This is a genomic window from Massilia aurea (assembly GCF_014200505.1).
Classification (GTDB): Bacteria; Pseudomonadota; Gammaproteobacteria; order Burkholderiales; family Burkholderiaceae_D; genus Telluria; species Telluria aurea_B.
Map to the genome: position 1 here is coordinate 217,038 of NZ_JACHBX010000001.1, position 23,749 is coordinate 240,786.

At 64.8% G+C, this 23,749-nt stretch carries 16 protein-coding genes; 15 read left to right on the forward strand and 1 reads right to left on the reverse strand.

Annotated features, from left to right (window positions below):
* Positions 1-102 precede the first annotated feature (102 nt).
* The 3 genes from HD842_RS00895 to HD842_RS00905 all read left to right on the forward strand — a co-directional run bounded on the left by HD842_RS00895 (position 103) and on the right by HD842_RS00905 (position 4,358).
* On the forward strand, positions 103-1,875 hold the full coding sequence (locus HD842_RS00895; protein ID WP_183553452.1) for a methyl-accepting chemotaxis protein: 1,773 nt from the start codon (positions 103-105) through the stop codon (positions 1,873-1,875).
* A gap of 259 nt (positions 1,876-2,134) precedes the next feature.
* Positions 2,135-2,605 (forward strand): chemotaxis protein CheW, encoded by a 471-nt coding sequence (locus HD842_RS00900; protein ID WP_183549725.1) that lies wholly within the window; start codon positions 2,135-2,137, stop codon positions 2,603-2,605.
* Between the two features lie 25 nt (positions 2,606-2,630).
* Entirely contained in the window at positions 2,631-4,358 is a 1,728-nt protein-coding gene (locus HD842_RS00905) for a methyl-accepting chemotaxis protein (protein ID WP_183549728.1), read from the forward strand.
* A gap of 433 nt (positions 4,359-4,791) precedes the next feature.
* On the opposite strand, the gene HD842_RS00910 is transcribed toward HD842_RS00905, so the two are convergent.
* Complete coding sequence (locus HD842_RS00910) at positions 4,792-5,814, reverse strand: porin (protein WP_183549730.1); 1,023 nt, start codon at positions 5,812-5,814, stop codon at positions 4,792-4,794.
* Between the two features lie 636 nt (positions 5,815-6,450).
* On the opposite strand from HD842_RS00910, the gene HD842_RS00915 reads away from it, so the two are divergent.
* The 12 genes from HD842_RS00915 to HD842_RS00970 all read left to right on the forward strand — a co-directional run bounded on the left by HD842_RS00915 (position 6,451) and on the right by HD842_RS00970 (position 23,749).
* Positions 6,451-9,105 (forward strand): TonB-dependent receptor, encoded by a 2,655-nt coding sequence (locus tag HD842_RS00915; RefSeq protein ID WP_229424538.1) that lies wholly within the window; start codon positions 6,451-6,453, stop codon positions 9,103-9,105.
* A 93-nt stretch (positions 9,106-9,198) separates the two neighbouring features.
* Positions 9,199-10,560: an MFS transporter gene (locus HD842_RS00920; protein ID WP_221290044.1), complete on the forward strand. Its 1,362-nt coding sequence runs from the start codon at positions 9,199-9,201 to the stop codon at positions 10,558-10,560.
* Positions 10,561-10,582: 22 nt separating this feature from the next.
* Entirely contained in the window at positions 10,583-11,533 is a 951-nt protein-coding gene (locus HD842_RS00925; protein ID WP_183549739.1) for a glycoside hydrolase family 43 protein, read from the forward strand.
* 13 nt (positions 11,534-11,546) lie between these two features.
* On the forward strand, positions 11,547-12,599 hold the full coding sequence (locus HD842_RS00930) for an aldose epimerase family protein (RefSeq protein WP_370660767.1): 1,053 nt from the start codon (positions 11,547-11,549) through the stop codon (positions 12,597-12,599).
* On the forward strand, positions 12,596-13,477 hold the full coding sequence (locus HD842_RS00935) for an SMP-30/gluconolactonase/LRE family protein (protein ID WP_370660768.1): 882 nt from the start codon (positions 12,596-12,598) through the stop codon (positions 13,475-13,477). The genes HD842_RS00930 and HD842_RS00935 overlap by 4 nt, the downstream gene beginning before the upstream one ends.
* A gap of 151 nt (positions 13,478-13,628) precedes the next feature.
* The gene (locus tag HD842_RS00940; protein WP_183549748.1) at positions 13,629-15,371 is read left to right on the forward strand and encodes an IlvD/Edd family dehydratase; all 1,743 of its coding nucleotides are present in this window, start codon (positions 13,629-13,631) and stop codon (positions 15,369-15,371) included.
* A 24-nt stretch (positions 15,372-15,395) separates the two neighbouring features.
* Positions 15,396-16,388: an AraD1 family protein gene (araD1, locus tag HD842_RS00945; protein WP_183549752.1), complete on the forward strand. Its 993-nt coding sequence runs from the start codon at positions 15,396-15,398 to the stop codon at positions 16,386-16,388.
* A complete protein-coding gene (locus tag HD842_RS00950) occupies positions 16,385-17,956 on the forward strand; it encodes an aldehyde dehydrogenase (NADP(+)) (protein WP_183549755.1) in 1,572 nt (523 codons plus the stop codon). The genes araD1 and HD842_RS00950 overlap by 4 nt, the downstream gene beginning before the upstream one ends.
* A gap of 31 nt (positions 17,957-17,987) precedes the next feature.
* A complete protein-coding gene (locus HD842_RS00955; RefSeq protein ID WP_183549759.1) occupies positions 17,988-18,755 on the forward strand; it encodes an SDR family NAD(P)-dependent oxidoreductase in 768 nt (255 codons plus the stop codon).
* A 78-nt stretch (positions 18,756-18,833) separates the two neighbouring features.
* Entirely contained in the window at positions 18,834-20,378 is a 1,545-nt protein-coding gene (locus tag HD842_RS00960; protein ID WP_370660769.1) for an alpha-N-arabinofuranosidase, read from the forward strand.
* Positions 20,379-21,395 carry an arabinan endo-1,5-alpha-L-arabinosidase gene (locus HD842_RS00965; RefSeq protein ID WP_370660770.1) on the forward strand — a complete coding sequence of 339 codons (1,017 nt, stop codon included), beginning with the start codon at positions 20,379-20,381 and terminating at the stop codon, positions 21,393-21,395.
* Entirely contained in the window at positions 21,392-23,749 is a 2,358-nt protein-coding gene (locus HD842_RS00970; RefSeq protein WP_183549766.1) for a glycoside hydrolase family 127 protein, read from the forward strand. Before HD842_RS00965 ends, HD842_RS00970 begins: the two co-directional genes overlap by 4 nt.

Below are 23,749 nucleotides of genomic sequence, written 5' to 3' on the forward strand. Positions count from 1 at the left end.
ATGACGAAAGGTCGCTTGTAATGTTCTCTCACGGTAACTATTTTCAGCGCCTGGCGCTGTACAAGGATGACCATGACAGAACCAACCAAGAAACGCCGTGCCATGCCATTGGCAAATCTGCGCATCAGCAAGCGACTGGCACTGGGCTTTGGCCTGATCTGCATCATGCTGATCGTGATGATCGTACTGAGCAATGCGATGCTGGCCCGCACCAATGCCGGCACCGACGAGATCGTCAACGGACGCATGCCGCGCATCGCGCTGACCACCCAGATGCAGGACCGGATCAACGATATCGCCATCTCGCTGCGCAATATGATCCTCAGCGAGAGCGGTTCCGACCACCGGCGCCAGGTCAAGGACATCATGGCCGCGCGCGCGGCGATGGACGCCATTCTGGTCAAGCTGCGGGCCTCGCTGCACAACCGGAAGGCGCTCGAGCTGCTGGCCCAGATGGAAAAAGAAACCGCGCTGTACAAGGCCGGGCAGGATGCGATGATCAAGCACCTCGAGGCCGAGGAAGTCGACGAGGCGCGCGCGCTGCTCGGCGAAGACCTGGGCCCGCTGTTGATGCGTCTGAAGCGGGCAACGTCCGAGCAGACCGCGCTGCAGGTTGCGATTGCGGACCAGGCCGCGCGCGACGCGGCGGCCACCTACCGCAATACCAGCCTGCTGATGTGGGGCCTGGGCGGCGTCGCACTGCTGCTGTCGGTATTGGCGGCGTGGGCGATCACGCGTTCGATCACGCGGCCGCTGGCGCAGGCGCTCACCGTGGCCAATACGGTTGCTGCCGGGGACCTGACCAGCCGCATCGAGGTGACCACGCATGACGAAACGGGCCAGCTGCTGCAAGCCCTCAAGACCATGAACGAAAACCTGGCGCGCACCGTCGGCACCGTACGCGTAGGGACCGACACGATTGCCGTGGCCGCGGCCGAAGTGGCGGCGGGCAGCCACGACCTGTCGATCCGCACCGAGCAGCAGGCCGCAGCGCTGGAAGAAGCGGCGTCGTCGATGGAAGAGCTGACGGCGACCGTGCGCCAGAATGCGGACAACGCGCGCCAGGCGAATGTCATGGCAGGCCTGGCCTCGAGCGTGGCCTCGCGTGGCGGCGACGTGATCGAGCAGGTGGTCGGCACGATGGACGGCATCAACGCATCGTCGAACAAGATCAACGACATCATCGGCGTCATCGACGGCATCGCGTTCCAGACCAATATTCTGGCCCTGAACGCGGCCGTGGAGGCGGCGCGCGCGGGCGAGCAGGGCAGGGGCTTTGCCGTGGTGGCGGGCGAGGTGCGCAATCTGGCGCAGCGCTCGGCCGCGGCGGCGCGCGAAATCAAGGGCCTGATCCAGGATTCGAACGGCAAGGTCGCCGAGGGCGGCAAGCTGGTGGCGCAGGCCGGCCAGACGATGCGCGAGATTGTCGACAGCGTGCGCAGCGTGACCGACATCATGACCGGCATCAGTGCGGCGAGCCTGGAGCAGACCGCCGGCATCGAGCAGATCAACCAGGCCGTGGCGCAGATGGACGAGGGCACGCAGCAGAACGCGGCGCTGGTCGAAGAAGCGGCAGCGGCGGCGACCTCGATGCGCGAGCAGGCGGCCCTGCTCGCGCAGGCGGTGGCGGTGTTCCGGATCGATGAGGCGCAGAGGCAGGGGGCGTCGGCGGCAGTGGCAGCAGCAGCGCCGCAGCCGGTGGCGCCAGTGCGGGCAGTCCCGGCGCCTGCACCGGTCGCCGTACCAGCACCGGCACCTGCGCCGGCGCCGACACCGGCCACGCGCAAGGCAATCGCACCGGCCAAGGCACCACCCAAACCAGCGGCCACGTCCGGCCCAACGCCGGTGGCGGCCGGGGATTGGGAAGAGTTCTGACCTCGCGCTGAGCCAGCCCTGGTTTTGCGGTTCAACCGGCGTCGGCATTAAAAAACGGCAAGCTGCGGCTTGCCGTTTTTTTTGCACGAACAACCAACACATGCACAGTTGAAAACGTGCGTATCGTCCAGTATTCATTGCAATCACGCTGGCATTGCCGGTTCGTTAGCGTGCATGCATCGTTATCGTCCGCATTAGAACTTACCCTACTTGCCGAAAAGAAATATAACGAAATCTCACGGCATTGGAAGGTAATCTCATGGAACACGCAGTCAACGATCGCGAAGTGCTCTCTTTCCGCCTCGGCAAGGAAGAATATGGCATCAGCATCCTCAAGGTACAGGAAATTCGCGGCTACGAGGCGCCGACGCGCCTGGCCAACGCGCCCGAGTTTCTCAAAGGCGTTATCAATCTGCGCGGCCGGATCGTGCCGGTGGTGGACATGCGCATCAAGTTCGGTTTTGCCAATCCAGCCTATGACAGCCTGACGGTCGTGATCATCCTGAACATTGCGCAGCACGTGATCGGCATGGTGGTCGACAGTGTCTCCGAGGTCGTCACCCTTGAAGCCGACCAGATCCGCCCGGCGCCTGCCATGGGCACGCTCGATGCGGGCTATCTGCGTGGTCTCGGGACGGTCGGCGAACGCATGCTGATCCTGCTCGATATCGACGCCCTGATGCAATCCGAAGAACTCGGCGTCGTGCCGTCGCTCCCGCTGGCCGCCTGAGCCGCCCCGCAGAAAGAACAACCCCATGAAACTTGGTAATCTGAATATCGCCACGCGCCTGTCGCTTGGCTTTGGCATCGTCGGCGTCATGCTCATCGCGATGATTGTGATGAGCAATGCGTCGCTGCTACGCGTGAACAATGGCACCAGGGATCTCGTCGAGCACCGGATCCCGGCGATCGAGATGAGTAACCGGCTGGAAGGCCAGATCAACGTCATTGCCATCGCGCTGCGCAATATGATGCTCAATGCCGAGCCCACCGACCGCCAGAAGCAGGTGGATGCGATCGGCAAGGCCCGTGTGACGATCACCTCGACCCTGACCGAGATCGAGCCGCTGCTGACGGCGCACCCCGATGAACTGGCCATCCTGCGCACGATGCAGAGCACGAGTACCAGCTACCTGACCGGCGTCACCGAACTGCTGGCCCTGATCAATGCAGGCGAGGAAGAGCCGGCCAAGGTCTACCTGACCAACGAACTGCGCCCGCGCCTGGCCAAGCTGAAAGAAGCCACTGCCGCCGAACTGGCGCTGCAAAAGGACCTGAGCGCAAAAGCTGCGGCAAGCGCGGCAACCACCTATGACAGGACGATGTGGCAAACCTGGGCTCTGGGCGGCCTGGCGCTGGCGTTCGCGGCCCTGGTGGCTACCCTGATTACGCGCTCGATCACGGTGCCGGTGCGCCGCGCACTGGAAGTGGCCAATACCGTCGCCGCGGGCGACCTGACCAGCCGCATCGACGTCACCACGCAGGATGAAACCGGCCGGCTGCTGCAGGCGCTCAAGACCATGAACGAGAGCCTGGCGCGCACCGTCGGCGCCGTGCGGATTGGCACCGATACCATTGCGGTTGCCGCCGGCCAGGTGGCAGCGGGCAGCCAGGATTTGTCTGGCCGCACCGAGCAGCAGGCCGGCGCGCTGGAAGAGACGGCATCGTCGATGGAAGAGCTGACGTCGACCGTCAAGCAGAACGCCGACAATGCGCGCCAGGCCAACAAGCTGGCCGAGACGGCGTCGAACGTGGCCGCGCGCGGCGGTGAAGTGATTCACCAGGTGGTCGATACGATGGACCAGATCAATGCATCGTCGAACAAGATCAGCGACATCATCGGCGTGATCGACAGCATCGCCTTCCAGACCAATATCCTGGCGCTCAACGCGGCGGTGGAAGCGGCCCGTGCGGGCGAGCAGGGCCGCGGCTTTGCAGTCGTGGCCAGCGAAGTGCGCAATCTGGCGCAGCGTTCGGCGGCAGCGGCCAAGGAAATCAAGACGCTGATCGGCGATTCGAGCAGCAAGGTTGCCGACGGCAGCAAGCTGGTGGCGCAGGCAGGTTCCACGATGCAGGAAATCGTCGACAGTGTCCGGCGCGTGACCGACATCATGACCGAGATCAGCGCCGCCAGCGTCGAGCAGACCGCCGGCATCGAGCAGATCAACCAGGCCGTGGCGCAGATGGACGAGGGCACGCAGCAGAATGCAGCGCTGGTCGAGGAAGCGGCCGCGGCGTCGGCGTCGATGCAGGAGCAGGCAGCGATGCTGACGGCCGCAGTGGCCGTGTTCAGGATCGATGCCGGGCAGATGGCTGATGCGGCGCCAGCCGATGTCGCCGTTGTGCGCGCCAAGTCAGCAGCGGCACCGGCACCGGCAGTGAAGAAGGTTGCCATTGCCCATGTCAAGCCGGCCGCGGCGCCGAGCCCGACGCGGATGCAGGCCAAGGCGCCTGTGGCTGAAGACGAGTGGGAAACGTTCTAAACCGGTCCATAGCTATATGCCCGGATGACGGGCGATGAAAAAAACGGCAAGCCGCAGGGCTTGCCGTTTTTTGTTGCCTGGTCTGAATGCAGCAGGCGCTGTTATCGTCAGTGATGGATGAGGCTGGCTGGAATGAACCTGTAACCCGTGACCTCATGAGCTCGTAAGCTCGTAAGCTCGTAATCCCGTGACCCCATAACGCCCAAAATCCCATGAGCCGGTGAGTCCATTATCCCGTCATCCCATGACGCCGTACGCCACGGCTTCCCTCTGAAAACGGTACGCTATCCGGTGCCCCTAATACATCCCCTATCTAACGTTGACAGCGCCAACCGGCAAACCACAGACGTAAAAAAACGGCAGACCCTGCGGTCTGCCGTTTTTATGTCCGTCGCGCACCAGGCGCCATGCGCCCGATGCAGTACGGCGTCGCTTAGAACGAGTGACGCACGCCGACGTTGTAGACCTGTGGGTCCGAACCGAAGGCCGTCGCTGGCAGGGCGATGGTGCCCGATGGCGAGGTCAGCGAGAAGACGCCGTTGTTGTTGTTACGCAGTTTTGCGTACGATGCGTACACGTTGGTGCGCTTCGACAGGGTGTAGGTGTAGGCAACGGTGACTGCCTTGCCTTCTGCGCCGCTGGCCAGTTCTTGCTGCTGGTAGTTCAGGAAGACGCGGTTGGCGCCGAAGCCATACGACACGCCGGCGTTCTTCTGCTCGTACTTGGCGCTTGGCAGGATGCCGGTTTCAGGATCAGCAGCCATGTAGCCAGCGCGCACTTCGAAGTCGCCGAACTTGTAGCCGATACCTGCGTTGTACTCTTTGTCGTCGCCGGTCGCCAGGCGCTCGACGTTCTGGTAACCAGCGCCGATGTACAGGCCAGCGTTTGCGTATTCCAGCGAAACGCCGGTCACGTCGCCCGATGGGTCGATGCTACGCTCGCCGGCGCCGTAGGCAGCGCGCAGGGTGAAGCCGCTCAGAGCATTGCTCTGGTAGTTGACCGAGTTCGACAGGCGACGGGTCAGGCGGTTGGTGCCGAAGGCAGCCAGGTTCGAACCGTAGAAGCCCTGGCCCAGGGTGTCCGATGCGCCGGCAACAGCAGCGATCGGGCCATATTCACGACCGACGGTCACGGTACCGAAGGCGCCTTGCAGGCCCACGACAGCGCGGCGCTGGAACATGTTCGAATCGGTTGCGCCGGTATCGACGGCAACAGCGGCTTCGATGTTGAACAGTGCCTTCAGACCATTGCCCAGGTCTTCGGTACCGCGGAAGCCGATACGGCTTGCCGATTGGGTACCCGACGACACGACGGTGCGGCTGCTCTCGCCAGGCGCATCGTTGTTTTCGACACCGATCGACGCATCGACCATACCGTACATGGTGACGCTGGTTTGGGCTTGGGCGACGAGTGGCAGTGCCGACACGAGGGCGATGGCAAGAATTTTGTGCTTCATGGATGAATCTCCAGTGTTTGTTTGTGAAATAGCCTAGTAATCATGACATGCCCGACGGACATCTGTCACCGGGTTCCCCCAAGCAGAATTGTCGTGACAGCGACCGTAATTGGCACCAAAAAAATCCCCCGAAAGCCAGATTCTCATAGGAGAACCGTGGATTTCAGCGGGCGTTTCGGCGACGCGAATCACGCCTGCGAAGGTCTTAAAATATTGCTGAAAATCAACCTTGGGCGTTGCAGAGACGCCACATTTTCGGCCTTGACAGCTGTTGCAATGCGCAATAACGGTGCACGGACGGGTTCTGGCACCCACCAAGCTACGGGCGCGGCTGTATGACGGTACGACCTATCAGTCCTGACCGCCTGGCGATGCCGCCATTTTTCTTGCACCGCAATAGTGCATCCGGGCGTATGTCCCCGTCACACCGACAGCAGCCGTGATCACTTGCAATGTCGATACGTAAATCGGTATCGGAACTGCGGAAAAATTGATTGGAACGTTCTCAGTGCAACGCCTACCATTCCGTACAGCATCGAAACAATAAAGTCGCACAGCGACGTATAACGACTAAGGAGACATATGACACGGTATTCACCGGGCAGCATTGCGCCCACATTTTCCCCGACCCCCCACATGCACGCCCGCCGCAGGTTTGCCTTGCGTGCCACGGTCGCGGCCCTGGCCGGCGCTGGCCTGATGAGCGCGGCGACGGTTGGCGCCCAGGAAGTCGGCGCCGCCACGGCAGACGTCCCGGCCGCCAGCGCGCCGTCGAATGCCGAAAACAACACGGCGCGCGCCAGCGCCGACCGCGATGCGGCCGTCGTCACCGTCACCGGGACCCGCCAGGCTGCCCAGAGCGCCCAAGCCATCAAGCGCAATGCCGAACAGGTGCTCGATTCGATCGTCGCCGACGACATCGGCAAATTCCCCGACAAGAACGTGGCCGAGATCCTGGGCCGTGTACCGGGCGTGCAGGTCATCCGCCAGAACGGCGAAGCCGGCAACGTCGTCATCCGTGGCCTGGGCGGCATCACGACGCTGTACAACGGCCGCGAGATGTTCACCGCCGCCGGGCGCAGCCTGTTCCTGGCCGACGTGCCGGTCGCGATGCTGCAGCGCGTGGACGTCTACAAATCGCAGGGCGCCGACATGGTCGAAGGCGGCACCTCGGGCGTCATTGACGTGCGCACCAACCGGCCATTCGATTTCAAGGGCGCGCAGGCCGCCTTCAATGTCCGCGCCGAGCACCGCGACAAGGCCGACAAGATCGATCCGAACGTCTCGGGCCTGCTGTCGAACCGCTGGAAAACTGCCATGGGCGAGATCGGGCTGCTTGGCGGCCTGTCGTACCAGCGCGGCCGCTACCATGATGAAACCGCCTTCGTGGGCGAACCGCGCACGATCGACCGCGGCATCATCGGCGCGCCGTCGATGGGCCGCGTGATGAGCGGTGGCGATCGCGAACGCCTGGCCGGCAACCTGTCGGCGCAGTGGCGCCCGTCGAGCGACCTCGAACTCTACGCCGAGAGCTTCTCGACCAAGATCGACCACGACTCGCAAAGCATCTTCTTCGTGGGCGACCTGCCGATCAACAATCCTGGGTCCACCGTCACGCCGATGCCGGGCTCGAACTACCTCGGTTCGATCAGCAATCCCAACGTGAACACGTTCACGCTGAGCTCGACCCAGGCGCGGCGCGACGATTCGGAAACCCACCAGGGCGCTGTCGGTGCGATCTGGAAGGCCACGCCCGGCGTGCGCGTCAGCGGCGAGGTGGTGCGTACGGTCAGCAAGTACAGCCAGAAGAATCCGATCCTCGATACGGTCATGAACATGTCGAAGGCAATCAATGCCGAAGTGCGCGACGGCGGCGGCTACCTGGAATACCCGGGCACCGACATGACCGATCCGGCCAACTGGACGATGTTCGCGCTGTTCGACAACCACAACCGCTCGCGCGGCGCCGCCACCGACTGGCGCGGCGACGTGGCCTGGACGCCTGAAGCCGACGGCTTCTTCAAGGAACTCAGCGTGGGCGCACGGCACGTCCAGCGCGACGCCTCGTTCGTGCACGAGCTGAACGGCTACACGGCCGCACCGAATTCGTTCACGCCGAATGCGATCAAGGTCACCGACTTCCCCGGCCTGAACTGCACCAGCCCGAAAACGGGCGGCAACTACGGGATGAACCAGTTCTATGCCCCGTGTCGGGACTACCTGCTCGACAACACGGGCGCGATCCGCCAGGTCATCAAGGGCAATCCGAATCCGCAACCGGACAATCCGCTGTCGTTCTACTCGGACCGTGAACAGTCGAGCGCCGCCTACATCAAGGCCAACTTCGGCTTCGATGCATGGTCGCTGCCGATCGACGGTACCGCCGGCCTGCGCTACGTGAAAACCAAGCAGCGTATCAGCGGCTTCTCGTCCACGGCCGGCGTGGTTTCGCCCGTCACCGTCTCGAGCACCACCAACGACGTGCTGCCGAGCCTGTCGATGCGCGCCCACTTCAGGCAAGACCTGATCGGCCGCCTGTCGGCCAGCAAGGCGATCGAACGGGCCCCGTTCGGCGACTTCAACCCGGGCCTGACGCTGTTCCCGTCCACCACCACGACGCTGGCCACCGGCACCGCCGGCAACCCGAACCTCATGCCGCAAGAGGCGCGGAACGTCGACGTGGCGCTGGAGTGGTACTTCGCGCCAGCCGGCTCGATCACCGGCACGCTGTTCCAGCACGACTACGAAAACTACCTGCGCCGCAGCGCGCGGCCGGAAACGTATGACGGCCTGACCTACAACGTCAGCCGCCCGTACAACGCGGTCGAGGGCAAGCTCAAGGGCGCCGAACTGGCCTACCAGCAGTTCTACACGAAGCTGCCGGGCTGGCTGGGCGGGCTCGGCATGCAGGCCAACGTGACCTGGATGGATGGCGGCCTGGCCGAAGCCGACGGCACCATCAACACGTTCGCCGGCATGTCCAAGCTGTCGGCCAACCTGGTCGCGCTGTACGAATACGGCAAATGGTCGGGCCGCATCGCCTACAGCTGGCGCGACAAGTTCACTGCCGAATACAACTACCGCGCGCTGCCTTACAACATCGTCGTGGATCCGCTCAAGACGCTCGACGCCTCGGTGTCGTACAAGCTGACCGACAAGCTGACGGTCACGCTCGACGGCAGCAACCTGCTGGACCAGTCGTACCACGACTACCACAGCGTGCCCGAGCTGCCGCGCGACGTGCGCCGCTACGACCGCGTCGTGGGCCTGGCGCTCAGGTGGCGCAATTGAGTCCCGCCCGCCGGCCTTTACTGACGGCCGGCTGACCTGTTCCAACCGGGCGCCGCAGGTTTTCCTGCCGCGCCCCGTCGTTGTTTTGATTGGATGGAAAACGTGCAAACGCAAAAACTCTCGACGCTTGAAAAAGTCGGCTTCGGCGCCGGCGACATGGCGCTCAATGTGGTGATCTCGTCGATGATGCTGATCATCACCTTCTTCTACACCGACATCTACGGCCTGCACGTGCGCGACCTGGCGGTGCTGTTCGTCGTCGTCAAGATCATCGGCGCCGTGGCCGACCTGGCGATGGGGCAGGTGACCGATTCGGTATTGACGCGCTGGGGGCGCTATCGCCCGTGGCTGCTGCTGCTCGCGGTCCCGTATGGCCTGTCGGTGTTCCTCGTGTTTTCCACACCAGGCTGGGCCTACGACGCGAAACTGATCTGGGCCTACTCCACCTACATCCTCATGACCATCATGACCGCCGGTGTGGGCATTCCGTACATCTCGCTGATCAGCGGCCTGACCGCCGATCCCCAGCAGCGCCTGTCGGCCAACGGCTACCGGCTGTTCTTCGCCAAGGTGGGCGCCTTCATGGTGACCATCGTCGTGCCGGTCCTGGCCAGCGCCTGGGACGGCGCGCATCCGGCTGCCGGCTACCAGGCGGCGATGGCGGTGATGGCCGCGGTCGGGGTGCTGCTGTTCGTGTTCTGCTTTTTCACCACCACCGAGCGGGTCGTGCACAAGGTCGAGAAACAGCCGTTGATGGCGCAAGTGCGCGTGCTGCTCAAGAACGACCAGTGGCTGATCCTGTGCGCCGTGTGCGTGACCGGCACCATCGGCTACGTGATCCGCGGCTCGGTGGCGATCTACTATGCCAAGTACTACCTGGGCGGCGACACGGCGGCCGTATCGGCCTTCCTGTCAACCGGCGTGGCGGCGGCGATCCTGGCGATGGTGGTCTCGACCTGGACCACCAAGTTCTATTGCAAGGTCAAGCTGTTCCGGCATTCGCAGATCGCGGTGGCGGTGCTCAGCGTGATGATGTATTTCCTGGTGCAGCCGGGCGACATGGTCACTGCCTTCGTCCTGTATTTCCTGCTCTCGCTGGTCGTGGACCTGCACGCGCCGGTATTCTGGTCGGCCATCGCCGAGACGATCGATTACGGCCAGGTCAAGACCGGCAAGCGCGTCTCGGGCTTCGCGTTCGGCGGCATCTCGGTATGCCAGAAGATCGGCATGGGCGTGGCCGGCTACATGGTCGGGATCCTGCTCGATTACTTCCGTTACGTGCCGAACCAGTCGCAATCGGCGCTGGCGCTGCAGGGCATCGCGCTGATGCTGTCGGTGATTCCGGGCTTCTTCCACTTTTTGATGGGGATGCTGATGTTCAAGTACCGGATCAGCGACGACTATTACACCACCGTCAAGCAGGACATGCAGGCGCAGGGTTACGCCACCACCTGACAATCACACACAGAGAACAACCATGCAAGAAACCATCCTCCAGCCGCTGATCGAACAACGCGCCGATCCCTATATCTACAAGCACACCGACGGCTACTATTACTTCACGGCCTCGGTGCCGCTGTACGACCGCATCGAACTGCGCCGCGCGACCACCATCGCCGGCCTGGCCACCGCGCCCACGGTCGACGCCTGGCACAAGCCCGATACCGGCCCGTATTCCGAGCTGGTCTGGGCTCCCGAGCTGCACTTCAATGACGGCGCCTGGTATGTCTACTTTGCCGCCGCCCCCAGCCGCGCCATCAAGGACAAGCTGTTCCAGCACCGTATGTACGCGATCCGCAACCGCCATGCCAATCCGCTGGAAGGCGAGTGGGAATTCATGGGCCAGGTCGACACCGGCATCGACAGCTTCTGCCTCGATGCGACCACGTTCACCCACAAGGGCCAGCTGTATTACCTGTGGGCGCAGAAGGACCCCGCCATCGAGGGCAATTCGAACCTGTACATCGCGCCGATGAAAACGCCGTGGCAGATCGAGGGCGCGCCGATCCTCTTGAGCAAACCGGAGCACGACTGGGAAACGATCGGCTTCTGGGTCAACGAAGGCCCGTCGGTCCTGCGCCGCAACGGCAAGATCTTCATCAGCTACTCGGCCAGCGCGACCGACCACAACTACGCCATGGGGCTGCTGTGGGCCGACGAAGACGCCGATCTGCTCGATCCGCACTCGTGGACCAAGTCGGCGCAGCCCGTTTTGCGTACATGCTACGATCACGGCGTCTATGGGCCGGGCCACAACAGCTTCACGCTCGCCGAAGACAACGACACCGTGATGCTGGTCTACCACGCGCGCACGTACACCGAGATCGTCGGCGATCCGCTCTGGAATCCGGACCGCCACACCTTCGTGAAGCCGCTGCGCTGGGATGACCAGGGCATGCCGGTGTTCGGCCGACCCTCTGTCTATTAAGGATCACATCACCGTGCAAACCGGTATCACGCAAGCGCCATTCGGCCACCTGCCAGGCGGCGCCGCCGTCACCCAGTTCACGCTTACCAATGCCAATGGCATGGTGGCGAAGATCATCGACTTCGGCGGCGTCATCACCGAACTGCACGCGCCGGACCGCGACGGCAGGCTTGCCGACGTGGTGCTCGGCTTCGATACGATCGAGCCTTACTGCACCGGCAGCCCGTACTTCGGCGCGCTGATCGGCCGCTACGGCAACCGCATCGCCAGGGGGCGCTTCACGCTCGATGGCGTGCAGGTCCAGCTGCCGGTCAACAACGGCAACAACCACCTGCACGGTGGCGCAGGCGGCTTCGATCGCGTGCTGTGGACGGCGACGGTCGATGGCGCCAGCCTGCGCCTGGCCTACCGCAGCGTCGACGGCGAGATGGGCTATCCCGGCAACCTCGATGTCACGGTCGTCTACCAGCTCAATGACGCCAATGAACTGGTAGTGCGTTTCCACGCCGTGACCGACAAGGCCACGCCGGTCAACCTGACGCAGCACAGTTACTTCAACCTGGCCGGCGACGGCGACATCCTGGGGCACTACCTGACCATCGATGCCGACAGCTTCGTGGCGATCGACAGCGAATCGATTCCCACGGGCGAACTCACGCCCGTTACCGGCACGCCGTTCGACTTTCGCCTGCCGCGCCAGATCGGCGAGCGGATCGGGCAGCCCGACAAGCAGCTGCGCCACGGCAGCGGCTACGACCATAATCTTGTCCTGAACAAGCCGGAAGGCACGGCGTTGGCACGGGCGGCGCGGGTGAGCGAACCCGTCTCGGGTCGCGTGCTCGAACTATGGACGCAGGAACCCGGCGTGCAGTTCTACAGCGGGAACTTCCTCGACGGGTCGCTATCCGGCAAGGGCCGCAGCTACGGACACCGCAGCGGCTTGTGCCTGGAACCCCAGCATTTCCCCGATTCGCCGAACCAGCCGCAGTTCCCGAACGTGATCCTGCGCCCGGGCGAGGTGTATGCCACCGAGTCGCGCTTTCGTTTCACCACCGAGGCGGCGTGATGGAGGTGCTGACCGACACCCGGCACGAGCTGGGCGAGTGCGTGCTGTGGTGCGAGCGCACCGGCCGCCTGCTGTGGACCGATATTCCCGCCGCTACCCTGTGGGCCTACACGCCGGCCACCGGCCGCACGGCCAGCTGGCCGATGCCCGAGCGCCTGTGCTGCTTCGCGCTGACCGGCAGCGACGACCGCCTGCTGCTGGGGCTGGCGTCCGGCCTCGCGTTCTTTACTTTCTCGAGCGGCAAGGTCACGCGCATCTGCGATGTCGAACCGGACATCCCGTCCACGCGCATCAACGATGGCCGCTGCGATCGCCAGGGGCGGTTCGTGTTCGGCATGTTCAACCAGGCCGAAAATCCCAAGCACGCACTGGGGGGCTTCTATCGCCTGAACCTCGACCTGTCGCTCGAGCGCCTGCCGCTGCCCAACGCCGCCATCGCCAACAGCATCTGCTTCAGTCCCAACGGGCGCCGTATGTACTTTGCCGACTCGGCGCAAAAGGCGATCCTGTACGCCGACTACAACCCGTGCAGCGCCGAAGTAGGGCGCGTGCACACGTTCGTCGCCCCCGATGCCGTGCCGGGGGAACCCGACGGTTCGACGATCGATGCCGCTGGCTTCCTGTGGAGCACGCGCTGGGGCGCCGGCATCGTGGCGCGCTTTGCACCCGACGGCCAGCTCGAACGGACGGTGCCACTGGCGGCGCCGCAGCCGAGCTGCCCGGCGTTCGGCGGGCCTGACCTGACGACGCTGTTCGTTACCAGTGCCCACCTGGGCATGTCAGAGGCCGAACGCGCGGCCGCGCCGCTGTCGGGCGCATTGTTTGCGCAGGCGCTGGAGATCCGCGGCCTGCCCGAGTCGCGTTTCCTGCACGTTTGACGGCCTGTCAGCGATACGAAAAACGGTATCGATCTTCGTTAAAATTTGATTAGTAAGTTATCTGCCCGGACTTTAGACTTCCTCTCGGTAATCAAGTGATATGGACAGCGGCACCATGCACGCTTCATCCAGAGAATAACGAGGAGATACGATGTCCGAGGCAAAGAAAAAGACGCCGCTGCGTTCTGCGGCATGGTTTGGCACGCAGGATAAAAACGGGTTCATGTACCGCAGCTGGATGAAGAACCAGGGCATACCCGACCACGAATTCCAGGGCAAGCCGATCATCGGCATCTGCAACACCTGGTCCGAACTGACCCCGTGCAATGCGCACTTCCGCAAGCTCGCTGAGCACGTCAAGCGCGGCATCCTCGAAGCAGGCGGCTTCCCGGTTGAATTCCCCGTGTTTTCGAACGGCGAATCCAATCTGCGCCCGACGGCGATGCTGACCCGGAACCTGGCCAGCATGGACGTCGAGGAATCCATTCGCGGCAATCCGATGGATGCGGTCGTGCTGCTGGTCGGCTGCGACAAGACCACGCCGGCGCTGCTGATGGGCGCGGCCAGCGTCGACCTGCCGACGATCGTCGTCACCGGCGGCCCGATGCTCAACGGTAAGCTGAACGGCAAGGACATCGGCTCCGGCACCGCCGTCTGGCAGTTGCACGAGCAGGCCAAGGCCGGCACGATCACGATGCACGAATTCCTGTCGGCCGAAGCGGGCCACTCGCGCAGCGCGGGCACCTGCAACACGATGGGCACGGCGTCGACGATGGCCTGCATGGCCGAAGCGCTGGGCACCTCGCTGCCGCACAACGCCGCGATCCCCGCCGTGGATGCGCGCCGCTACGTGCTGGCGCACATGTCGGGCATGCGCATCGTCGAGATGGTGCACGAAGACCTGCGCCTGTCGAAGATCCTCACCCGCGCAAACTTCGAGAACGCCATCCGCGTGAATGCGGCCATCGGCGGCTCGACCAACGCCGTGATCCACCTGAAGGCCATTGCCGGGCGGGTGGGTGTGCCGCTCGAACTGGAAGACTGGACCCGCATCGGCAAGGGCACGCCGACCGTGGTCGACCTGTTGCCATCGGGGCGCTTCCTGATGGAAGAGTTCTATTACGCGGGCGGCTTGCCGGCCGTGATTCGCCGCCTGGGCGAGGGCGGCCTGATTCCCAACAAGGATGCGCTGACCGTCAACGGCAACACGCTGTGGGAAAACTGCGTCGCCGCGCCGATCTACAACGATGAGGTCGTGCGTCAGCTGGACAATCCGCTGATCGCGGACGGGGGCATCTGCATCCTGCGCGGCAATCTCGCGCCACGCGGGGCCGTGCTCAAACCGTCGGCCGCCTCGCCGCACCTGATGCAGCATCGCGGACGCGCCGTGGTCTTTGAAGACTTCGATCACTACAAGCAGCGCATCCTCGACCCCGATCTGGACGTCGACGAAAACTCGGTGCTCCTGATGAAGAACTGCGGCCCGAAAGGGTATCCGGGCATGGCCGAAGTGGGCAATATGGGCTTGCCGCCCAAGCTGCTGGCCCGGGGCATCACCGACATGGTGCGCATCTCGGATGCGCGCATGAGTGGCACGGCGTATGGCACCGTGGTGCTGCACGTCGCGCCGGAAGCGATGGATGGCGGCCCGCTGGGCATCGTGCAGGACGGCGACATGATCCAGCTCGATTGCCATAACGGGCTGCTCAACGTCGAACTGCCGGATGCCGAAATCGCGCGCCGGCTGGCCGAGCGCGCCGAAAAGAACAAGCCCGTGCAGCACAGCGGCTACCAGCGCCTGTACCTCGATCACGTGATGCAGGCCGACGACGGCTGCGATTTCGATTTCCTCGTCGGCTGCCGTGGCTCGGCGGTGCCGAAGCATTCCCACTGAACCCAGAACCGAGGAGACCAGAGCATGCTGCTCATTCAATTTCTGACCGACGCGCAGGAGCGCCGGGTCGGCATCCTGATCGGCGCCACCATCCGCGTCATCGATGGCTACACCACGACCCTGGAACTCGCACGCGCCGCGATCCGCGCTGGCCAAAGTCTGGCCCAGCTGGCCGAGGGCGCTGCCGGTGCGCAGCAGGTCGACTATGACGCCACCGCGCAGGCCGGCCGCATCCTGCCACCGCTCGACCACCCGGACGCCGCCCACTGCTACGTGACCGGCACCGGCCTGACCCACCTGGGCAGCGCCGATGCACGCGACGCCATGCACCAGAAGATCGGCGGCGATATCGCCGCGCTCAGCGACAGCATGAAGATGTTCCGCATGGGCGTCGAAGGCGGCAAGCCGGCGACCGGCACGGCCGGCGTGCAGCCGGAATGGTTCTACAAGGGCGACGGCTCGATCGTGCGCGCCACCGGCCAGGACCTCGAGATGCCGGCATTCTCGCTCGATGGCGGCGAAGAACCGGAGATCGCCGGCCTGTACCTGATCGGCGACGACGGGCACCCGTACCGCCTCGGCTACGCTATCGGCAATGAGTTTTCCGACCACGTGACCGAGCGCCAGAATTACCTGTACCTTGCGCATTCCAAGCTGCGCAACTGCGGCCTGGGGCCGGCGCTCTTGGTCGGCGACCTGCCGGCGCATGTCGCGGGCGTCTCGCGCATCATCGGCGCGGATGGCCAGGCGCGCTGGGAGAAGCACTTCGTCAGCGGCGAGCAAAACATGTCGCACACGCTCGAGAACCTCGAGCACCACCACTTCAAGTACGGCCTGTTCAAGCGCGCCGGCGACGTCCACATCCACTTCTTCGGCACCGCCACGCTGAGCTTTGCCGATGGCGTCCAGGTCAGCGAAGGGGAAACCTTCGAAGTCGCTTCGCCCACCTTCGGCCCGGCGCTGCGCAATCGTCTCGCGGTGCAAGCCACCCCTTACACGAAAGTGACCGCCTTATGAGCATCACCGGCGACGCCATCATCAACGGCCTTGCGGAGCGCGGCGGCGCGGGTGCGTTCCAGGCCTGGGCGCCAGGCCAGCGCGAGCATATCGAGCCGGCCTTTCACATGGTCACGCCCGAGCAGATCGACCGCGCCTGCACGCTGGCCGGCGACGCCTTCGACGCGTTTCGCGCCACGGGTGACGCAGCCCGTGCGCAGTTTCTCGAGACCGTGGCCGAGCAGGTCCTGGCCATCGGCGACGCGCTGATCGAGCGTGCGATGCTGGAAACCGGCCTGCCGCGCGTGCGTCTGGAAGGTGAGCGCATGCGCACCGTGGGTCAGCTGCGCCTGTTTGCCACGCTGCTGCGCGAAGGTTCGTGGAACGATGCGCGCCTGGACACGGCGCTGCCCGAGCGCGCGCCGCCACGCCCCGACCTGCGCATGCGCCTGATCGGCGTCGGCCCGGTGGCCGTGTTCGCCGCCAGTAATTTCCCGCTCGCGTTCTCGGTCGCCGGTGGCGATACGGCGTCCGCGTTTGCGGCCGGTTGTCCGGTCGTGCTCAAGGCCCACTCGGCCCACCCGGGCACGTCGGAACTCGTGGGCCGCGCAATCGCCCGGGCCGTCGCGCAATGCGGCTTGCCGGCCGGCGTGTTTGCGCTGTTGAGCGGAACCGGCAACGGCATCGGCCAGCGCCTGGTGGCGCACCCGGCGATCCAGGCCGTTGGCTTTACCGGCTCGCGCTCGGGCGGCCTGGCCCTGATGGCGGTGGCGGCCGCGCGCAAGCAGCCGATTCCCGTGTATGCCGAAATGAGCTCGATCAATCCGGTGTTCCTGCTGCCCGAGGCGCTGGCCAACCGGGGCGAGGAGATCGGCAAGGGCTTCGCTGCGTCGCTGACCATGGGCGTCGGCCAGTTCTGCACCAATCCCGGATTGGTGCTGGCGATCGACGGGCCAGGCCTGGATGACTTTACCAACGCTGCGAGCGACGCTTTGGCGGCATCCAGCAGCGCCGTGATGCTGAACCAGGGCATTGCAGACAGCTACCGCAAGGGCGTCGAGGCGCTGGCCGGCAACGACGCGATCACGACGCTCGCGCGCCTGGCGCACGAGGAAGGCCAGGGTGGCGCGGCGTTGTTTCGTACGACGGCCGATGAATTCCTGGCACGTACCGAGCTGCACGACGAAGTGTTCGGCCCCGCTTCGGTGCTGGTGGTCTGCAAGGATGCGGGCAAGATGCGCGACGTGGCCGAGGCCATCGAGGGCCAGCTGACCGCCACGCTGCAGCTCGACGCGGGCGACATCGCCGCCGCCAGAGCGCTGCTGCCGACGCTGGAGCGCAAAGTCGGGCGCATCCTGGCCAACGGGTATCCTACCGGCGTCGAGGTCTCGACGGCGATGGTGCATGGCGGGCCGTTCCCGTCGACGGCCGACGGCCGCAGCACCTCGGTGGGAACAGGCGCGATCAGCCGCTTCCTGCGACCGGTCTGCTACCAGAACCTGCCGGCCGCACTGCTGCCGGAGGTCCTGCAGGACGGTAACCCGCTGGGCGCCTGGCGGCGCCGGGATGGCGCGCTCACCAAAGAGTGAGCGGGCAGACAACAACAAGATGGAGACAAGCATGCAACACATGGCGAACTACCCGAGCCTGAGGGACAGGCGGGTGTTTGTGACGGGCGGCGGCACCGGTATCGGCGCGGCGATCGTGGAAGCGTTCGTGGCGCAGGGCGCCGTCGTCGCGTTCGTGGACATCGCGCGCGACGCCAGCGAGGCGCTGTGCGCGCAGCTGGCCGGGGCCGGCCACCGGGCGCCGGCGTATCGGCACTGCGACATCACCGACATTCCCGCGCTGCAGCGCACGATGGCCGAACTGGCCGCGCAGCTGGGCGACTTCGAGGTGCTGGTCAACAATGCCGCGAACGACCAGCGCCACGATATCCATGACGTCTCGCTCGACTACTGGAACGAGCGTATCGCGATCAACCAGCGCCCGATGTTCTTTACCTGCCAGGCGGTCCTGCCGGGGATGAAGAAGAAGGGCGGCGGCTCGATCATCAATTTCAGTTCGATGTCCTGGCATGCCAAGGGCGCCGGCTACCCGGTCTATGCGACCACCAAGGCCGCCGTGATCGGCCTGACGCGCAGCCTGGCGCGCGACCTGGGACCGTTCGGCGTGCGGGTCAACACCGTCACGCCCGGCTGGGTCATGACGCAGCGCCAGATCGACTTGTGGGTCGACGACGCGGCCGAAGCCGAGATCAAGAAAGCCCAGTGCCTGCCGGGCAAGCTGATGCCGGAGGATGTCGCGCGCATGGTGCTGTTCCTGGGCGCCGACGACAGCCAGATGTGCACGGCGCAGGATTTCGTCGTGGATGCCGGCTGGACCTGAGATGCGCTGGCCGTCACATCGCGGCACAGACAAATAAAACAAGCCTGCAACAACAAGCAGGCAAAACCAATGGAGACAATGTTGAAAGCACTCAAACCCCTCATCTTCGCATGCGGCCTGGCCGCCATGCCTGCCTTTGCCCAGGTCAGCGTGTCGGTCGACACCGGCAAGCCAGGCCCCGTCATCAACAAGAACGTATATGGCCAGTTCGCCGAGCACCTTGGCACCGGCATCTACGGCGGCCTGTGGGTCGGCCAGAACTCGTCCATCCCCAATACCCGCGGCTGGCGCAATGACGTCGTCGGCGCTCTGAAGGAACTCAAGGTGCCGCTGGTGCGCTGGCCGGGCGGCTGCTTCGCCGATGAATACCACTGGCGCGACGGTATCGGTGCGCGCAACAAGCGCCCGGTCAAGGTCAACACGCACTGGGGCGGCGTGGCCGAAGACAATGCCGTGGGCACGCACGAATTCTTCGACCTGGTCGAGATTCTGGGCACGGAAGCCTACATCAACGGCAACCTGGGTTCCGGCACGCCGCAAGAGATGGCCGAGTGGCTCGAGTACATGACGTCGGACACCAAGTCGTCCCTGGCCGAACTGCGCCGCAAGAACGGCCGCAAGGCGCCGTACAAGGTGGCGTACTTCGGCATCGGCAACGAAGCCTGGGGCTGCGGCGGCAACATGAAGCCCGAATACTATGCCAACCTGTACAACCACTATGCGACGTTCCTGAAAACGCCACCGGATGCACGCCCGAAAATGGTCGCCAGCGGTGGCAACGACAACGACACCAGGTGGACCGAGGTACTGAGCAAGGAAGCTGCGCGCGGCACCGACGGCATCAGCTTCCACTACTACACGCTGCCGACCGGCGTATGGGAAAAGAAGGGTGCCGCCACGGGCTTCCCGGAATCGGAATGGTTCTCGACCATGCAGCAAACGCTGCGCATGGACCAGCACATCAAGCAGAACGTCGCCATCCTCGACAAGAACGATCCCGAGAAGAAAATCGGGTTCTACGTCGATGAGTGGGGCACCTGGTACGACGTCGAACCGGGCACCAATCCGGGCTTCCTGTTCCAGCGTAACACCCTGCGCGACGCGGTCGTGGCGGCGCTGAACTTCAACATCTTCCATGCCCACGCCGAGCGCGTGCGCATGACGAACATCGCGCAGATGGTCAACGTGCTGCAGGCGATGATCATCACCGACAAGGAGAAGATGCTGCTCACGCCAACCTACCACGCGTACCAGATGTACATCCCGTTCCAGGATGCGACGTCGCTGCCGGTGGCGGTCGACAATGATGTGGCCTATTCGAGCAACGGCAAGGGCGTGCCGGGCATCAGCGCCACGGCAGCGCGCGCCAAGGATGGCAAGGTGTATATCGCGCTGGTCAACACGCACCCGACCCGTGCCAGCGATGTCACGCTCAACGTGGCTGGCCTGACGGTCGGTGGCGTTGCGGGCCAGGTGCTGACGGCCGACGCCATGGATGCGCACAACACGTTCGAAAAGCCTCAGGCGATCAAGCCGGCGCCGTTCAGCGCCAGGGCGCAGGATGGCAAGCTGACGATCAAGGTCCCGGCCAAGGCCGTGATGGTCTTCGCGGTCGAGGCGTAAGTGCGGGCCGCACACCTCGTGTGGGCGGCGCTGGTGGTTGCCAGCGCCGCCGGCGGCGCCAGTGCCGCGCAGGTCGGCGTGCACGACCCGGTCATGGCAAAGCAGGGCGGGCGCTACTACCTGTTCAGCACCGGCCCCGGCATCACGTTCTACAGCTCGACCGACCTGACGACGTGGAAGCCGGAAGGCCGCGTCTTCAAGGAGGGCCCGGCCTGGGCGACACGGGCCGCGCCGACCTTCGACGGCCATATCTGGGCGCCCGACATCTATCACCATGACGGCAAGTACTACCTGTACTACTCGGTGTCGGGCTTCGGCAAGAACACGTCGGCCATCGGCGTGACCGTCAACACGACGCTCGATCCGCGCTCGCCCGCCTACAAGTGGGAAGACCAGGGCCCGGTCGTGCAGTCGGTGCCGGGGCGCGACCTGTGGAACGCCATCGACGCGCAGGTGATCGACGACGCCAAAGGCACGCCGTGGATGTCGTTCGGCTCGTTCTGGGGCGGCCTGAAACTGGTGAAGCTCGACGCCAGCCGCACCAGGCTGGCCGAGCCGCAGGAATGGCACACGATCGCGCGCCGCGAGCGGCCTGCCTTCACGCCGGACGACGAAGCCGGGCCAGCGCAGATCGAGGCGCCGTTCATCTTCCCCAAGAACGGCTGGTACTACCTGTTCGCCTCGTGGGACCTTTGCTGCAAGGGCAAGGACAGCACCTACAAGGTGGTGGTGGGCCGTGCGAAAACGGTCACCGGACCCTACCTCGACCGCAACGGCGTCGACATGGCCAGGGGCGGCGGCACACTCGTGATCGCGGGCGACAGCGACTGGCGTGGCCTGGGCCACAACAGCGCCTACACGTTCGACGGCAAGGACTACATGGTGCTGCACGCCTATGAAACCGCCGACCGCTTCAAGCAGAAGCTCAAGGTGCTGGACATGGGCTGGGACCGGGGTGGCTGGCCGGTGCTCGATCAGAAGGACCTGAATCGCTACCAGAGCGCGCTGCAGCCATGAAGCTTCGCCTCCTGGCATGGCTGCTGCTGGGGGCGGGTACGCTGGCGCAGGCGGCCGCACCGTTCCCGCTGGCGGACGTGCGCCTGGGCGCGGGGCCGTTCCTCGACGCCCAGACCACCGACCTGAACTACCTGATGGCGATGGAGCCGGACCGCCTGCTTGCGCCGTCCCTGCGCGAGGCCGGCCTGGAACCGCGCAAGCCAGGCTACGGCAACTGGGAATCCTCGGGCCTGGATGGCCATATGGGCGGGCACTACCTGTCGGCGCTGGCGCTCATGTACGCGTCGACCGGCGACGCGGAAACGCTGCGCCGCCTGAATTACATGGTCGCCGAACTGCAACGCGCGCAGCACGCCAATGGCGACGGCTACCTCGGTGGTATCCCGGGTGGTCGCCAGGCCTGGCGCGATGTCGCGGCCGGCAAGCTCGAAGCCGACGGCTTCTCGGTCAACGGCAAGTGGGTGCCGTGGTACAACCTGCACAAGGTCTATGCGGGCCTGCGCGATGCCTACCGCTATGGCGGAAACCGGGACGCGCGCGCCATGCTGGTTGCGCTGTCCGACTGGGCGCTGGCCTTGACCGCGCGCCTGTCGCCGGAACAGATGCAGGCGATGCTGCGCAGCGAGCATGGCGGCATGAACGAGATCTTCGTCGATGTCGCCGAGATCACCGGCGACCGGAAGTACCTCGACCTCGCGCTGCGCTTTTCGCACCAGGCGATCCTGCAACCGCTGGCCCGGCAGGACGACCAGCTCACCGGCCTGCATGCCAATACGCAGATCCCGAAGGTGATTGGCTTTCAGCGCATCCATGATGCGACCGGGCGCAAGGACATGGGCGACGCGGCCAGATTCTTCTGGGAGACGGTCGTGGACAAGCGCTCGGTGGCGATTGGCGGCAACAGCGTCAAGGAGCATTTCCACAGCCGGGACGACTTCGCGCCAATGGTGCATGACGCCGAAGGGCCGGAGACCTGCAACACCTACAATATGCTCAAGCTGACGCAGATGCTGTTCGCGGCCGAGCAGAAGGGCGCTTATGGCGACTATTACGAGCGCGCGCTGTACAACCACATCCTCTCGTCGCAGCGCCCGCAAGGCGGGCTCGTGTATTTCACGCCGCTGCGGCCGAATCACTACCGCGTGTATTCGCAGCCCGACCAGGGCATGTGGTGCTGCGTGGGCTCGGGCATCGAAAGCCACGCCAAGTACGGTGAATTCATCTACGCGCACGAGAAGGACACGCTGTTCGTCAACCTGTTCATGGCCTCGACCCTCGACTGGAAAGCGCAGGGCGTCAGGCTGACGCAGGCCACCCGCTTCCCGGATGCCGAGACGACGCGCCTGACGATCGACCGAACCACACCCGGCTCGAACACGTTCACGGTCAAGATCCGTTATCCCGGCTGGGTGGCGCCTGGGCGCATGACGGTGCAGGTCAATGGCAAGGCGGTCAAGCTTGACGCCGGGCCGGGCGGCTACGTGGCGCTCACGCGCCGCTGGCGTGCCGGCGACCGGATCGACGTGCGCCTGCCGATGACCACGCACCTGGAGCAGCTGCCGGACAAGTCGAACTACTACGCGGTACTGCACGGCCCCGTGGTGCTGGCGGCCAGGACACGGATGCCGGGCGACGAGCGGCTGCAGTACCTGGCCGACGACGCACGCATGGGGCACATCGCATCCGGCCCGGTCTGCCCGATGGAATCGGCCCCGATGTTCGTCAGCGATTCGGTGGACTTCATCCGCAGGTTCAAGCCGGTGGCCGGCAAGCCATTGACGTTCACCGCGCCGGGGCTGGTGCATGGCGCAGACGGACCGGCCACCGAGTTCGTGCCGTTCTTCCGCCTGCACGAATCGCGCTACACGATGTACTGGCAGCACGCGACGCCGGTCGGGCTGAGGGCGCAGCAGGCGGCCAATGCATCGGGCGAGGCAGAGCGCCTGGCGCTCGATGCGCGCACGGTCGACCAGGTCGCGCCGGGCGAGCAGCAACCGGAGTCCGACCATTTCTTCAAGGGCGAGGGGATCGATGCCGGTGTCAGTAATGGTCGCCACTGGCGCCATGCATCAAAGTGGTTCAGCTACGAGTTGAAGGATCCGAAGCAGCAAGCCGGCGTGCTGCGGCTGACGTATGCGAAAGCCGACGCCGGGCGGCGCTTCGATATCCTGGTCAATGGGCATGTGCTGGCCAATGTCACGCTGACGGGCGACGCGGCCGGGGATTTCTACACCGTCGACTACCCGATTCCGGCGGCGCTGCGGGACGCCGCGCAAGGTCTGCTCAACGTGCGCTTTGTCGCGCAGGCCGGTTCACTGGCCGGCGGCCTGTATGGATTGCGGCTGCTGCGCTAA